Annotated in this window: 10 protein-coding genes; 5 read left to right on the top strand and 5 right to left on the bottom strand. The window is 64.8% G+C overall.

Features of this window, described 5'->3' with window-relative positions:
- Positions 1-285: 285 nt before the first annotated feature.
- Complete coding sequence (locus LRP30_RS01320) at positions 286-1,179, top strand: HlyD family efflux transporter periplasmic adaptor subunit (RefSeq protein ID WP_249759093.1); 894 nt, start codon at positions 286-288, stop codon at positions 1,177-1,179.
- Between the two features lie 321 nt (positions 1,180-1,500).
- On the opposite strand, the gene LRP30_RS01315 is transcribed toward LRP30_RS01320, so the two are convergent.
- Entirely contained in the window at positions 1,501-2,352 is an 852-nt protein-coding gene (locus LRP30_RS01315; protein WP_128930716.1) for a caspase family protein, read from the bottom strand.
- 421 nt (positions 2,353-2,773) lie between these two features.
- Between LRP30_RS01315 and LRP30_RS01310 the strand changes: the two genes are divergently transcribed.
- From LRP30_RS01310 to LRP30_RS01295, 4 genes are all read left to right on the top strand, one after another.
- Positions 2,774-4,504, top strand: a complete 1,731-nt coding sequence (locus tag LRP30_RS01310; RefSeq protein ID WP_249759092.1) for a hypothetical protein — start codon at positions 2,774-2,776, stop codon at positions 4,502-4,504.
- A gap of 287 nt (positions 4,505-4,791) precedes the next feature.
- A complete protein-coding gene (locus tag LRP30_RS01305) occupies positions 4,792-5,517 on the top strand; it encodes a thermonuclease family protein (protein ID WP_128930714.1) in 726 nt (241 codons plus the stop codon).
- Positions 5,518-5,624: 107 nt separating this feature from the next.
- Complete coding sequence (locus LRP30_RS01300) at positions 5,625-6,812, top strand: aminotransferase class V-fold PLP-dependent enzyme (protein WP_249759091.1); 1,188 nt, start codon at positions 5,625-5,627, stop codon at positions 6,810-6,812.
- Between the two features lie 285 nt (positions 6,813-7,097).
- Complete coding sequence (locus LRP30_RS01295) at positions 7,098-9,194, top strand: S9 family peptidase (protein ID WP_249759090.1); 2,097 nt, start codon at positions 7,098-7,100, stop codon at positions 9,192-9,194.
- Positions 9,195-9,346: 152 nt separating this feature from the next.
- Here the strand turns inward: LRP30_RS01295 and LRP30_RS01290 are convergent, their stop codons facing one another.
- From LRP30_RS01290 to LRP30_RS01275, 4 genes are all read right to left on the bottom strand, one after another.
- Complete coding sequence (locus LRP30_RS01290) at positions 9,347-10,438, bottom strand: SMP-30/gluconolactonase/LRE family protein (RefSeq protein WP_249759089.1); 1,092 nt, start codon at positions 10,436-10,438, stop codon at positions 9,347-9,349.
- Positions 10,439-10,513: 75 nt separating this feature from the next.
- A complete protein-coding gene (locus tag LRP30_RS01285) occupies positions 10,514-11,233 on the bottom strand; it encodes a ribonuclease activity regulator RraA (protein ID WP_249759088.1) in 720 nt (239 codons plus the stop codon).
- 10 nt (positions 11,234-11,243) lie between these two features.
- Positions 11,244-12,986: an L-arabinonate dehydratase gene (gene araD, locus LRP30_RS01280; protein ID WP_249759087.1), complete on the bottom strand. Its 1,743-nt coding sequence runs from the start codon at positions 12,984-12,986 to the stop codon at positions 11,244-11,246.
- Positions 12,983-13,846, bottom strand: a complete 864-nt coding sequence (locus LRP30_RS01275; RefSeq protein WP_128930708.1) for an ABC transporter permease — start codon at positions 13,844-13,846, stop codon at positions 12,983-12,985. Before LRP30_RS01275 ends, araD begins: the two co-directional genes overlap by 4 nt.
- Positions 13,847-13,856 lie beyond the last annotated feature (10 nt).

Here is a 13,856-nt window from a genome sequence, read left to right as displayed (position 1 = left end):
CGATCGGACGCATGTTTCCGTGCCGTGTCAGGCCTGTACGCGCCTGCACCTGATCGATCGCGCCACCGGCAAGCTGCTGGGTGATCGCCGGAGCTGACGGCCAGCCAGCCCCACTGCGACCTCCCCGTCCGGCGGGAGCGAACCTGATCTCCAATCCCGCGACTAATCAAAGACTTGCCACCGCGGCCCGCGCCGGCGTGGCATCCCGCCATGGGACAACGCTGCCGTAGTCCGGCCCGTTGCCATCTGCTATCGATTGAAGGGCTTGAACCCGTGGAATTTTCGATGCGTCATTTGCCCCGTGCCGTTGCCCGAAGCCTGTTTCCCGCAGCCATCGCCGGCGTGTTCGCTTTCGGCCCATATCCGGCCGGAGCCGCCGAGGACGATGCCCCGAAGGGGCCGGCGGTCACGGTGCTGAAGGTCGCGAAATCCTGCTTCTCCGACATCGTCGAGGCCACCGGCACGATCATCGCGCGCGAGGAAACCTCGGTGCGGCCCGAACGTCCCGGCCTGAAGGTGACCGAGGTGCTGGCCGAAGCCGGCCAGACCATCACTGCCGGCCAGGTGCTGGCGCGGCTGGCGCTGCCGGAAGGCGGCACGCTTCAGGTCACCGCGCCCGTGGCGGGCGTGATCGCCACGTCGACCGCGCAGATCGGCAATTTCGCCTCGGCCAAGGGCGAGGCCCTGTTCACGATCGTGGCGCGCAGCGAATATGATCTGGTCGGCCTGGTCGCGACCACCGACATACGCAAGCTCGCCGTCAATCAGCAGGCGACCGTGCGCATCGCCGGCGCCGGCGACATCGACGGCAAGATTCGCCGCATCGGGCCGACCGTCGAGCAAAACATCCAGCAGGGCATGGTCTATATCGGCATCTCCTCGCAGAAGCGCCTGTTGCTCAACGCGAGCGGGCGCGCGCTGATCAAGACCGGGCAGAGCTGCAACGTCGCGGTGCCGCTGACGGCCGTGCAATATTCCTCGGCCGGCACCGTGGTGCAGGTGATCCGCCGCAATCGCGTCGAGACGAAGCGCGTCGAGATCGGATTGATGTCGGGCGGCAATATCGAGGTCCGCGACGGCCTCAACGATGGCGACGTCATCGTCGCCCGCGCCGGCGCGCTGCTACGCGAGGGCGATCCGGTGCGCCCGGTGATGGCGAGCGCGGAAGCGGCGAAGTAGCAGCGACGATCGTCATTGCGAGCCAACGGGTCCGCGCGTAGCGCGGCCCGATGACAGGCTCCGCGAAGCAATCCAGAGTCCCTCCACGGAGAGATTTCTGGATTGCTTCGTCGCAAGAGCTCCTCGCAATGACTAGGTGGCGACAGATGTGCGCTCAGGCACGGCTATCGGTAGGGTGGGCAAAGCCACCGGGTCGCGCGAAACGCGCGCCCGATGACAGGCTCCGCGTGCCCACGTCTTTCGAAATGTTGGAGATAATGGTGGGCACGGCGCTTTGCGCCTTTGCCCACCCTACGCGTGCTCGTATGACCTTAAGAAAAACTAGCCGCCGGCTTCGCCGAAACGGACATCCTCGAGCAATGACGACGAGACACTCGGGACCTGGTCGCCTTCGCTGGCGCGGGAGATGGCGACGCGGGTCTTGTTGAAGACGCTTTCGGCGCTGCTGCCTTGCGCATTGAGGTTGTTGAGGAGCTCGCTGACCAGCACGCTGTGCTCGCCCTTGCCGTCATCGACGACCTTGCCGGGCGAGGCCGAGGTGAGGATCAGCGCATTGTCGGACGCGCTGATCGGCGCGAGACCGTGGCTGTAGGAGCGGAAGCGGCGCTCGTAGGGGTTACGGCGGGAGGCGTCGACGACGACGAGCTTGGCCTTGGCGCCCTGCTCCTTCATCATGTCGAGCACGCCCTCGATGGAGACGCCGTGGCGGCGGACGTCGCTTTCCTTCCAGATCACGGCATCGACCGGCAGCATGTAGCTCTCGCGGCCGGCCTGCACGCCATAGCCGCCGAAGAACAGCATGACGACGCTGTCGTGCTTGATCCGGGACTTCAGGCGGTTGACGGCGCGGACCATGTCGTCCTTGGTCGCGTCTTCCACCATGTCGACGTCAAAGCCGCTCTTGCGCAGGGACGAAGAGAGCGCGCGGGCGTCATTGATCGACTGCGTCAGGGGCGCGTTGGCGTCGGGGTAATGTCCATTGCCAATGACCAGCGCCAGACGCGTGGCATGGCCGATCGAGCCGGTGATCTGGTCGGTCGAGACGGCCTTGGCGGCGTCGATCGCGCGCATGTTGAGGGCAGCATGGGCGCCGATCACGAGGGACACCGTGCCGATGAGGGCGGCGGCGACGGCAATCGTGCGTCGGGAAAGGTCGAGCTGCCTTACATTCATCTCGGTTCGTTCCTGTGCCAAAGACCAGCCAAACGCGCGCACACTGTTTGAGTAGCGCGATAGCGTCTTTAGGTTTGAGGGATTGGCCGGGGATGTGCCCCCGAATTGCGCGCAATCTGCGGCGCCGCACCAAACAAACCTTTAACCGGATATCGCCTCCCCGGCAATAGATTGCCCAATATTTAAGCTAAGCAGCTGAAGATGTTAGATAATTCTCCGGCCCGATTTTCTCCGCTTTGGGTTCCCCCGGAGGTTTCCGGGGCCTCATCATGCAGCCTTCGTGCCGGCTTTTTCCGTGACTCCCATCACATTTGTATTTCCTGCGAATCCGGGTAGCTTTTTCAACGACTTGCAGGGGGTGGCACGCGGCTTGGGAGCGTGTCGGCCGGCCCCCGGCCGATGCCCCGCGACCAGGTATTTCATGAGCTTTCAATATTTTGCCGGCGCCGCCTGCCGGGCGCTGACGGCGCGGAAGGACGGCCCGTCGCTTTACGAGGTCTGCGATCCCGTGCTGGCGGGTCAGGCCGGCGGCGATCCGCATCTCGCCAAATTCTACAAGACCGCGCTCGGCAATCCCGCGCTGCGGGTGCTGCTGCGGCGGGCCGGATTGCCCGAGTTGCGCGACGAGGCCCGATTGGCGGCGCTGCGCCAGGCGCTCGCCCGTGCCCGCGACGAGGCGGAGCCCGACTGGGCGGCCATCGGCCAGCCCGTGGCCGATCTCCTCGACAGCATCGCGCTCGACCATCCCCGGCCGCCGCCGGCCGTGTTCGTCGGTAAGGCGCCGCAACAATCGCAGATCGACGGCGTGATCCGCGACTGCGCACAGCACCTGCTCGACTCGTATCGCCGAAACGGGTTTCTGCCGACCTATGCCGCCTTCAACCTGATCGGCGATCCCGATTGCCGCGGACGCGAGCTGATCATGGCGCTCACCGGGCTGAACGCGCGCGGCTACAAGAATTCCTCGCTGCTGTTCAACCTCGCCCGCGTCTTCATCGCGCGCTCGCCGGCGCGCGCCGTGGTGCATCCGCCGTGGCGAGGGGTTGCCGAGCCGATGTGGGAGCCGGTGCAGATCCGCCACCGTTCGGCCTATTACGATGCGTTCTTCATCGAGGCGCTGCTGAGCTATATCGAGACCGGGCTAGCCTTACCCGCCGACAAGATCGCGGCGGAGCGTGCGATCGCCGACATGGTGGATTTCTGCGTCAACATCAGCCGCGAGGAGGCCGAGGGCATCGACGGCGCGCGGTTCAACGTCATCACCGCGCTCGCGCCGGCGCCGCATCCGCGCTTCTCTCGCTTCTTCGCCCAGATCAAGCAGGATCTCGGCTTCGGAATCTACGTGCCGGATTGCGACACCACGGCCTGCTCGATCTCGGCAGCGACGCAGGCCGGCTGCACCGATGAGATCATCGACCAGCCGCTGCTGGATTTCTACGCCGGCTACCAGGTCCGCGCCGGCGTCAACGCGCCGCGCGTGACGGTGCCGCTCAACGACCATATCGACTATGAGGGCGGCGTTGCGACCTGGATCGATAATCTCGCGGGCGAGCGTCCTTACGGCAACGATCTCGATCCGACGCTCAATCTCGACATTCTCGAAGTCAGCTTCCGCAACCTGGCACGCTGGGAGATTCTGGAGACGCCATCGCGGCTCGCCACCGTGCATCGCATCATCGGCTTCCAGAAGCGATTAGCCGCGAGCGGTGCTTTCGCCAATCCGCGCTCGCACATCTATTACCTGCCGGAACTCTACAGCGCCTATTTCGGCCGTTGTTATGCCGCCTTCCTGGCGCTGCCGCTGGCAGCGCAAGCCGCAATCGATCCCGACGGCGATTTCGATTTCATCCGCCACCGCGTGCTGTCCTACGTCAAGGGCGAGCTGATGGCCGCGGAGATGAATGTGTTCGACGCCGCGCTGGCGCTGATCGCGCTCGGCCATCTCGGCGCCGACCCACGCGCCTTCGCGCCGGCGCTGAACGTGATCGTCGATGCCATCGGCGAAGGCGGCCGCCGCGGCCCGTTCCGTGCCTATGAATGGAACAAGATGAAGACACCGACGCGGATTCTGGTCGGCGGGCCCGAGGTGACGTCGGCATTCGTGCTGATGGGACTGGCGGTGGCCCGGCGAGCGATGGCAGGGCGGGGGTAGCTCTTCACCCTCCCTGGAGGAGGGGTCGATCGCGCGCAGCGCGAGCGGGTGGGGTGACGGTCCCTCCGCGACGAACAGTGCCCGAGTGGAGAGATCACCCCACCCCGTCACGCAATCTCGCTTCGCTCGATCGCATGCCGACCCTCCCCCTCCAGGGGAGGGTGAAGGAGCGCCCCACAATGACGGGAAGTTGAAAGCTCATCTGTTAGGCAGGCGCTGGTCGAGTGGCCAAAAGCTGACCACAATCGCGGGGTCTATCGAGATTTTCCTGGAACTTGCGGACCGGCATGTTGCGAAAAGTCCTGATTGCGCTGGCTTTCATCGCCCTCCCGTCGCTGGCTGACGCCGCCGACATCACCGGCATGGCAAAAGTGCGCGCCGGCGATACCGTCGTGATCGGCAACACGCGGGTGCGGCTCGGCGGCATCGACGCGCCGGCGGTCGACCAGCTCTGCCTCAACACCAAGACCGAGCGCTGGACCTGTGGCGTCGCTGCGCGCGACGAGCTCGCCAAATATGCCGATGGCAAGAATTGGGTGTGCCATACCCGCGCGATCGACCGGCGCGGCCGCACCGTAGCGCGCTGCGAGGTCGGCGGCGAGGACATCCAGAAATGGCTGGTGCGCAGCGGCTGGGCGCTGGCCTACACTCGCATGTCCCATGATTACGAGGCGGACGAAGCCGCCGCGCGGGAGGCCAAGGCCGGGATGTGGCAGGGCGCCTTCATCGCGCCCTGGGACTGGCGGGTCCGCAACAAGAAGACTGCCATCCTCGGCGCCACCAAGCCGCCAGATGGGGCGCATGCGGTGCTGCTCGCCTCGGCCTCGGGACCGGTCGCGCCGTCGCCTGATTGCACCATCAAGGGCAACGTCAACAGCGCCGGCGAATGCATCTACCACCAGCCGACCAGCCGCTGGTACACCCAGATCAAGATGAAGATCAGCAAGGGCACCCGCTGGTTCTGCTCGGTGGAAGAGGCGGAAGCCGCCGGCTGCCGCGAGACGAAGCGATAACCCACCTCAGACCTGCGTTTTGAGCGCTTTTCTCAGGCGCCAGCGCGCCGTAAAAGTATGAATCAGCGACCCACCAGCCTGTCCTCCAGCAACAAGGACCAACAGCAATGACCGTTCGCGCGGGCCGGGAATTTCTGGCCATCCCCGGGCCCACCACGATGCCCGACGAGGTGCTGCAGGCGATGCATCGTCCGGCGATCGACATCTACTCCAGGCAGATGACCGATCTGACCGAGGGGCTGCTCCGTGACATCTCGAAGCTGTTTTCGACCAAGGGCAAGTCCTACATCTACATCGCCAACGGCCACGGCGCCTGGGAAGCGGCGCTGAGCAACGTGCTGTCGCGCGGCGACAAGGTGCTGGTGCTGGAGAGCGGGCGCTTTGCGATCGGCTGGGGCAATGCGGCGGCGCTGATGGGCGCCGAGGTCGAGGTGCTCAGGGGCGACTGGCGCCGCGCGGTGCGGCCGCACGAGGTCGAGGAGCGCCTGCGCCGCGACAAGGAGCACACCATCAAGGCCGTCGTCGTCGTCCAGGTCGACACGGCCTCGGGCGTGCAGAACGACATCGAGGCGATCGGCAAGGCGATCAAGGCCAGCGGGCATCCCGCGCTGTACATGGTCGACACCGTGGCTTCGCTCGGCTGCATGCCGTTCGAGATGGATAAATGGGGCATCGACGTCGCGATGTCCGGCTCGCAGAAGGGCCTGATGACGCCGCCCGGCCTCGGTTTCGTCGCCGCCAACGCGCGTGCGCTCGAGGTGCACAAGACAGCCAACATGGCGACGCCCTATTGGAGTTGGAGCGAGCGCGAGGGCACCGAGCACTATCGCAAATATGCCGGCACCGCGCCGGTGCATCTGTTGTTCGCGCTGCGCCAGGCGATCGACCTCTTGCACGAGGAAGGGCTGGAGAACGCCTTCCGCCGCCACAGCCTGCTCGGCGAAGCCGCGCGCCGCGCGGTCGGCGCATGGTCGGAAGGCCAGGTGCTCGGCTTCAACGTCGCGGAAGCCAGCGAGCGCTCCAACACCGTGACCACGGTGACCATGAGCAACGGCCATGACCCGGCCGTGCTGCAACGCTATTGCAAGGAGAAGTGCGGCGTCGTGCTCGGCACCGGCATCGGCGATCTCTCGGGCCAAGCCTTCCGCATCGCCCATATGGGCCATGTCAACGCGCCGATGCTGCTCGGCACGTTGGGCGTGATCGAGATCGGGCTCAACGCGCTGAAGATCCCGCATGGCAAGGGCGGGCTCGAGGCAGCGGTCGCGTATCTCGGTGAGGAAGTGGCGGTGTAGGGCGCTGCCACAAACTCCGCTGTCGTCCCGGACAAGCGCAGCTCTGGCAACGCATAGCGTTGTCAGGGCGGAGCGCTGATCCGGGACCCATAGCCACAGGACGTGGTTTGACGAAGACTCGGAGTTGGCAGCTCGCGCTACAACCCCGCCCTGGGAGTATGGGTCCCGGATCTGCGCGCGCTTGGGGCGCGCTTGTCCGGGACGACATTGAAGTTCTGAGTTCTTTAAATCCTCCACATTCGATCTGATATAGGGGCAAGACACATCCCAGCTCCGAGGATCGACTTGCCCAACACCGCCAGCAAGACCCCGCCCGTCGCCCCGCGCCGGCCGCATTCCTTCACGCGGCACGGGATCACCGTGACCGACGACTATTCCTGGCTGAAGGACGAGAAATGGCAGGAGGTGCTGCGCGATCCCAGCGTGCTCGATCCGGACATCCGCAAATATCTGGATGAAGAGAACGTCTACACCGAGAGCCTGCTCGGCCACACCGCCCCCCTCCAGAAGACGCTGGTGCGCGAGATGCGGGGGCGGATCAAGGAGGACGATTCCAGCGTGCCCTCGCCCGACGGTCCCTTCGCCTATTTCCGCCGGTTTCGCGAGGGCGGGCAGCACGAGCTGTTCGGCCGCATGCCGCGCGACGGCGGCGACGGCCATATCGTGCTCGACGGCGATGCGCTCGCCAAGGACCACAAATACTTCAAGTTCGGCGGCAGCCGGCACTCGTATGATCACAAGCTGCAGGCCTGGAGCGTCGACACCAAGGGCTCCGAATATTTCAGCATCCGCGTGCGCGATTGGTCTACGGCCAAGGATCTTGACGATATCGTCGAGGAGACCGACGGCGGCATGGTCTGGGCCGCGGATTGCAAGAGCTTCTTCTATGTGAAGCTCGACGACAATCACCGGCCGATGCAGGTGTGGCGGCACAGGCTCGGCACCAAGCAGGCCGACGATACGCTGGTCTATGAGGAGCAGGATGCCGGCTGGTTCACCCATCTGCACGAGAGCACCAGCGGCCGCTTCTGCGTGATCGCGGGCGGCGACCACGAGACCTCGGAGCAGCGGCTGATCGATCTCGCAAACCCCGAGGCGCCGCCGCGCCTGGTCGCAGCGCGCGAAGAAGGCGTGCAATATTCGCTGGCCGACCGCGGCGACGAGCTGTTCATCCTCACCAATGTCGACGACGCAATCGACTTCAAGATCGTCACGGCGCCGCTCGCCGCGCCCGAGCGCACGAACTGGCGCGACCTGATCCCGTATCGTCCCGGCATCTACATCATCGACCTCGATCTCTATGCCGGCCATCTGGTGCGGCTCGAGCGCGCCAATGCGCTGCCGGCGATCGTGATCCGCGATCTCGCGACAAAGGAAGAGCACGCGATCGCCTTTGATGAAGCCGCCTATTCGCTGGATACGATGGGCTCCTACGAATTCGAGACGACGAATTTGCGTTTCGCCTATTCGTCGATGACGACGCCATCGGAGGTCTATGATTACGACATGGTCAAACGCACGCGGACCTTGCGCAAGCGCCAGGAGATTCCGTCCGGCCATGATGCCGCCGACTACGTCACCACGCGCATCATGGCCAAGGCGCATGACGGCGCGGAGGTGCCGGTCTCGATCCTCTATCGCCGTGGGCTGAAGCTCGACGGCTCGGCGCCGCTGCTGCTCTACGGCTACGGCTCCTACGGCATGGCGATGCCGGCCTCGTTCAGCGCCAACCGGCTGTCGCTGGTCGATCGCGGCTTCGTCTATGCCATCGCCCATATTCGCGGCGGCGCCGACAAAGGCTGGGGCTGGTATCTCGACGGCAAGCGCGAGAAGAAGACCAATTCGTTCGACGATTTTGCCGCCAGCGCGCGAGCGCTGATCGCAGCGAAATACACCAGCGCCAAGCGCATCGTCGGCCATGGCGGCTCGGCCGGCGGCATGCTGATGGGCGCGGTCGCCAATCGCGCCGGCGAATTGTTCGCGGGAATCGTGGCTGAAGTGCCGTTCGTCGACGTGCTCAACACCATGCTCGACGACACGCTGCCGCTGACGCCGCCGGAATGGCCGGAATGGGGCAATCCGATCGAGAGCGAGACGGATTTTCGCACCATCCTGTCCTACTCGCCCTACGACAATGTCGCGGCGAAGGACTATCCGGCTATACTGGCGATGGGCGGATTGACGGATCCGCGCGTCACCTATTGGGAGCCCGCCAAATGGATCGCACGCCTGCGCGCCACGATGCGCGACGGCGGCCCGGTGCTGCTGCGCACCAACATGGGCGCCGGCCACGGCGGCGCCTCGGGGCGGTTCGATCGGCTCGACGAAGTCGCGATCGTCTATGCGTTTGCGCTGTGGGCGGCGGGGATGGCGGAGGCCTGACCTTCTCCCTCGCCCCGCTTGCGGGGAGAGGGTCGGGGTGAGGGGGGTCTCCGCAAGGACGGTGACAGTTGGACTCGCGGAGAGTCCCCCTCACCCGGATTGCATCTTCGATGCGATCCGGCCTCTCCCCGCAGGCGGGGAGAGGCGAAGACTCACACCGCCCCATGCGCCTCGACATACAGCGCGTAGACCGAATGGCTGCTGGCCATATAGAGGCGATTGTTCTTCGGCCCGCCGAAGCAGAGGTTGGCGCAGCGCTCCGGCAGCTTGATGAAGGCAAGCGGCTTGCCTTCCGGGTTGAACACCATGACGCCGTCGAGATCGTCCGGCTTACTCCTGAGCTGGAACACCTTGCGGCCGCCGATCTCGGTCGGCTCGCCCTGCAGCGCGCCGTTCGAGCCCCAGCCGCACCAGAGATTGCCGTCGCGGTCGACGCGAAAGCCGTCGAGCGAGCCCTGGTCGGCGGCGTCGATCAGCTTGATCTTGCCGCTCAGCGAGCCGTCGTCGCCGACATTGTAGCTCCAGATGCTGCGGTTCGGCGTGCCCTTCCACTCGACGATGTAGAGCTTCTTCTCGTCCGGCGAGAAGGCGAGGCCGTTGGGATTGACGAGGTCGGTGAGGACGGCGGTCAGCTTGCCGTCCTTGGCGATGCGATAGACGTTGGTGGTGGCCTGCTCGGCCTTCTCCTTCTTGCCCTCCCACTCGCCGTTGATGCCGAACAGCGGATCGGTGAACCAGATGCTGTCGTCGGACTTCACCACGATATCGTTTGGCGCGTTCAGCCGCTTGCCCTCGAACTTGTCGGCGAGCACCGTGATCTTGCCGTCCTTCTCGGTGCGAGTGATGCGGCGGGTGACGGAATGCTCGCAGGTGACGAGGCGACCCTGACGGTCGCGCGCATTGCCGTTGGCGTAATTGGCATCGGCGCGGAACACGCTGGTCTGGCCGGTCTTCTCGTCGAACTTCATGATCCGGTTGTTAGGGATGTCGGAGAACAAGAGATAGCCGCCCTCGGGAAAATAAGCCGGGCCTTCAGCCCAGCGCATCCCGGTTGCAACCTGCTCGACCGTCGAGGAATAGAGCCGGTATTTTGTGAAGCTGGGGTCGAGGATCTGGACGGCCGGGTCCGGGTAGCGCTGATTGGGCGTGAACGCGAACGACTGGGCGCCGGCAGCGCGGGCGAGAAACGTGGATGCCACTGCTGCGCCGGCGCCGGCCATCAGATTACGTCGCGTGAAATTCATTGTAATCCTCCCTGCTTGATAAAAGGCCGGCGCTTGATGCGGCCGGCCTGTTTCTTGACGTGATTTGCTCTCGGCTTAGCGGCCGTTCTTCTTGCGCCATTCGGCAAAGTCGGTGAGCGTCTGCGGATCTGTCGCGGGATACAGGCCGAAGATGCCGCGGCCCTTGCCGACTTCCTCCGTGACGAAGTCCTCGAACGCGGTCATCTCAAAGGTCTCGTTCGCGATCTCATCTGCGAGATGCGCGGGGATCACGATGACGCCGTCGCTGTCACCGAGGATGACATCGCCGGGGAACACCGGCGCATCACCGCAGCCGATCGGGACGTTGATCTCGATCGCCTGGTGCAGCGTGAGGTTGGTCGGCGCGCTCGGGCGGTGGTGAAAGGCCGGGAAGCCGAGCTTGGCGATCTCCGCGGAATCGCGAAAGCCGCCGTCAGTTACGACGCCGGCGACGCCACGCTTCATCAAGCGCGTCACCAGGATCGCGCCGGCCGACGCCGCGCGCGCGTCCTTGCGGCTGTCCATCACCAGCACGCTGCCTGCCGGACAATCCTCGACCGCCTTGCGCTGCGGATGCGAGCGATCCCTAAAGACCTCGATGGTGTTGAGATCTTCGCGTGCCGGCATGTAGCGCAGCGTGAAGGCCTCGCCGACCATGGTCGGCTGGTCCGGGCTTAAGGGGTGCACATCCTGGATCATCTGGATGCGCAGGCCGCGCTTGAACAAGGCGGTGGCGACGGTGGCGGTGGAGACGGATTTGAGTTTGTTGCGGGTGGCTTCGCTGAGTTTGGTCATGTCGTGCTCTCTAGTAAATCGAAGGCTCGCCGATCGGCGCGCCGAAATCGGTCTCCAGGAAGTCGAAGTCGCAGCCGTCATTGGCCTGCTTGATGTGTTTGGTGAACATCCAGCCATAGCCGCGCTCGAAGCGGCGCTCGGGCTGCTTCCAGGCGGCGCGACGTTTTTCCAACTCGGCTTCGCTCACATTGAGATTGATGGTGCGCGCGGCGACGTCGAGCGTGATGCGATCGCCGTTCTGCACCAGCGCCAGCGGACCGCCGATATAGGACTCGGGCGAGACGTGCAGGATGCAGGCGCCATAGCTGGTACCGCTCATGCGCGCATCCGAGATGCGCACCATGTCGCGCACGCCCTGCTTCACGAGTTTGGTCGGAATGGGCAGCATGCCCCATTCCGGCATGCCCGGCCCGCCCTGCGGCCCGGCATTGCGCAAGATCAGGATATGATCTTCGGTGACGTCGAGATTGGGATCGTCGACCGCCTTCTTCATCGCGGGATAATCGTCGAACACCAGCACCGGCCCGGTGTGCTTGAGGAAGCGCGGTGCACAAGCGGAAGGCTTGATGACGCAGCCGTCGGGCGCGAGATTGCCTTTGAGCACCGCAAGCGCGCCTTCCTTATAGATGGGATTGTCGACGGAGCGGATCACGTCGGCATTGTGCACTTCGGCGTGCGCGATGTTCTCAGCCACCGTCTTGCCGGTGACGGTGACGCAGTCCAGATGCAGATGCGGCTTGATCTGGCTCATCAGCGCCGGCAGCCCGCCGGCATAGAAGAAATCCTCCATCAAATACGTATCGCCGCTCGGCCGTACGTTGGCGATCACGGGCACCTTGCGGCTGGCCTTCTCGAAATCGTCGAGGCCGATGTCCTGGCCGGCGCGGCGCGCCTGTGCGATCAGATGGATGATCGCGTTGGTCGAGCAGCCCATCGCCATGGCGACCGCGATCGCGTTCTCGAACGCCTTGCGGGTCTGGATCGTCTTCGGCGTCAGATCCTCCCACACCATCTCGACGACGCGGCGGCCGCATTCGGAGGCCATGCGGATGTGGTTGGCGTCCGCGGCGGGAATCGAGGAAGCGCCCGGCAGCGTCATGCCGATCGCCTCGGCGATCGCGGTCATGGTCGAGGCCGTGCCCATGGTCATGCAGGTGCCGTAGCTGCGGGAGATGCCGGCCTCGATGTCGAGCCAGTCCTTGTCGGAGATCTTTCCGGCGCGGCGCTCGTCCCAATATTTCCAGCCGTCGGAGCCGGAGCCCAGCGTCTTGCCCTTCCAGTTGCCGCGCAGCATGGGACCCGCCGGCAGATAGATCGCCGGGATGTTCATCGAGGTGGCCCCTAGCAGCAGCGCCGGCGTGGTCTTGTCGCAGCCGCCCATCAGCACCACGCCATCGACGGGATGGCTGCGCAACAATTCTTCGGCGTCCATTGCCAGCAGATTGCGGTAGAGCATGGTGGTGGGCTTGAGCAGCGATTCCGACAGCGACAATGCCGGCAGCTCCAGCGGCAGGCCGCCGGCCATCAGGATGCCGCGCTTGACGTCGTCGACCCGCGACTTGAAGTGCATGTGGCAGGGCTGTGCATCCGACCAGGTGTTGATGATCGCGATGATCGGCCGGTCCTTCCACTCCTCCGGCCCGTAGCCCATCTGCATAGTACGGGAGCGGTGGCCGAACGAGCGAAGGTCGTCGGGTGCGAACCAGCGCGCGCTGCGGAGCTGGTCAGGCGTTTTCTTCTTGTTCTTGGTCATGATTGCGTGCCCCATTTCTGGACGGTGTTCCGCTCGATGGCGCGGAAGATCAGGTTCTCGACAAAGAGCCCGATGATGATCACGGTCAAGAGGCCAGCGAAGACGGCAGGTATGTCGAGCAGATTGCGGTTCTCGAAGATGAACCAGCCGAGACCGCCCTGGCCCGAGGACACGCCGAACACCAGCTCGGCCGCGATCAGCGTGCGCCAGGCGAAGGCCCAGCCGATCTTGAGGCCGGTGAGGATCGAGCCGAAGGCTGCTGGGATGAGGATCTTTGCCACATAAGGCAATCCGCGCAGGCCGTAATTGCGGCCGACCATCCGCAGCGTGTTGGACACGCTCTTGAAACCGGAATGGGTGTTGAGCGCGACTGGCCACAGCACCGAATGGATCAGCACGAAGACCAGGCTGCCATTGCCGAGGCCGAACCAGATCAGCGCCAGCGGCAACAGCGCGATCGCCGGCAACGGGTTGAACATCGCCGTGACGGTCTCGAGGAAGTCGGTGCCGATGCGCGTCGAGATCGCGAGCACGGTGAAGATCGCGGCCAGTGCGATGCCGGCCGAATAGCCCATGAACAGCACCTTCAGCGAGGTCCAGGCCCGCATCGGAATGGTGCCGTCCTTGACGCGATCGAACAGCGTCACGAAGGTGTCGTGCAGTGTCGGAAACAGCAGGGGATTGTCGAGAGTGACCCCGTACGCCTCCCAGACCGCCGCGAGAAACAGGATGATGACCGACTTGCGGACAAAGCCGTCGTTCCACAATAGCTCAAGCACACCCAGCTTGCGCTCGACCTCGCCTGCACCTCCCGTGCTGGCAACCGGCGCGTCACGCAGCAAGATTCTGGCTTCGCCCATGGCGGCTCCC

Source organism: Bradyrhizobium sp. C-145 (genome assembly GCF_023375135.1).
Lineage (GTDB): Bacteria > Pseudomonadota > Alphaproteobacteria > Rhizobiales > Xanthobacteraceae > Bradyrhizobium > Bradyrhizobium zhanjiangense.
Note: the sequence above shows the minus strand (reverse complement) of the source record. Positions and strands in the feature narration are given on the sequence as shown.

Excerpts from the sequence above, each read along its gene's own strand:
- LRP30_RS01290 (WP_249759089.1), bottom strand. The coding sequence starts at position 10,438 with ATGAATTTCACGCGACGTAATCTGATGGCCGGCGCCGGCGCAGCAGTG.
- araD (WP_249759087.1), bottom strand. The coding sequence starts at position 12,986 with ATGACCAAGAACAAGAAGAAAACGCCTGACCAGCTCCGCAGCGCGCGC.
- LRP30_RS01275 (WP_128930708.1), bottom strand. The coding sequence starts at position 13,846 with ATGGGCGAAGCCAGAATCTTGCTGCGTGACGCGCCGGTTGCCAGCACG.
- LRP30_RS01285 (WP_249759088.1), bottom strand. The coding sequence starts at position 11,233 with ATGACCAAACTCAGCGAAGCCACCCGCAACAAACTCAAATCCGTCTCC.
- LRP30_RS01305 (WP_128930714.1), top strand. The coding sequence starts at position 4,792 with ATGTTGCGAAAAGTCCTGATTGCGCTGGCTTTCATCGCCCTCCCGTCG.
- LRP30_RS01315 (WP_128930716.1), bottom strand. The coding sequence starts at position 2,352 with ATGAATGTAAGGCAGCTCGACCTTTCCCGACGCACGATTGCCGTCGCC.
- LRP30_RS01320 (WP_249759093.1), top strand. The coding sequence starts at position 286 with ATGCGTCATTTGCCCCGTGCCGTTGCCCGAAGCCTGTTTCCCGCAGCC.
- LRP30_RS01310 (WP_249759092.1), top strand. The coding sequence starts at position 2,774 with ATGAGCTTTCAATATTTTGCCGGCGCCGCCTGCCGGGCGCTGACGGCG.
- LRP30_RS01300 (WP_249759091.1), top strand. The coding sequence starts at position 5,625 with ATGACCGTTCGCGCGGGCCGGGAATTTCTGGCCATCCCCGGGCCCACC.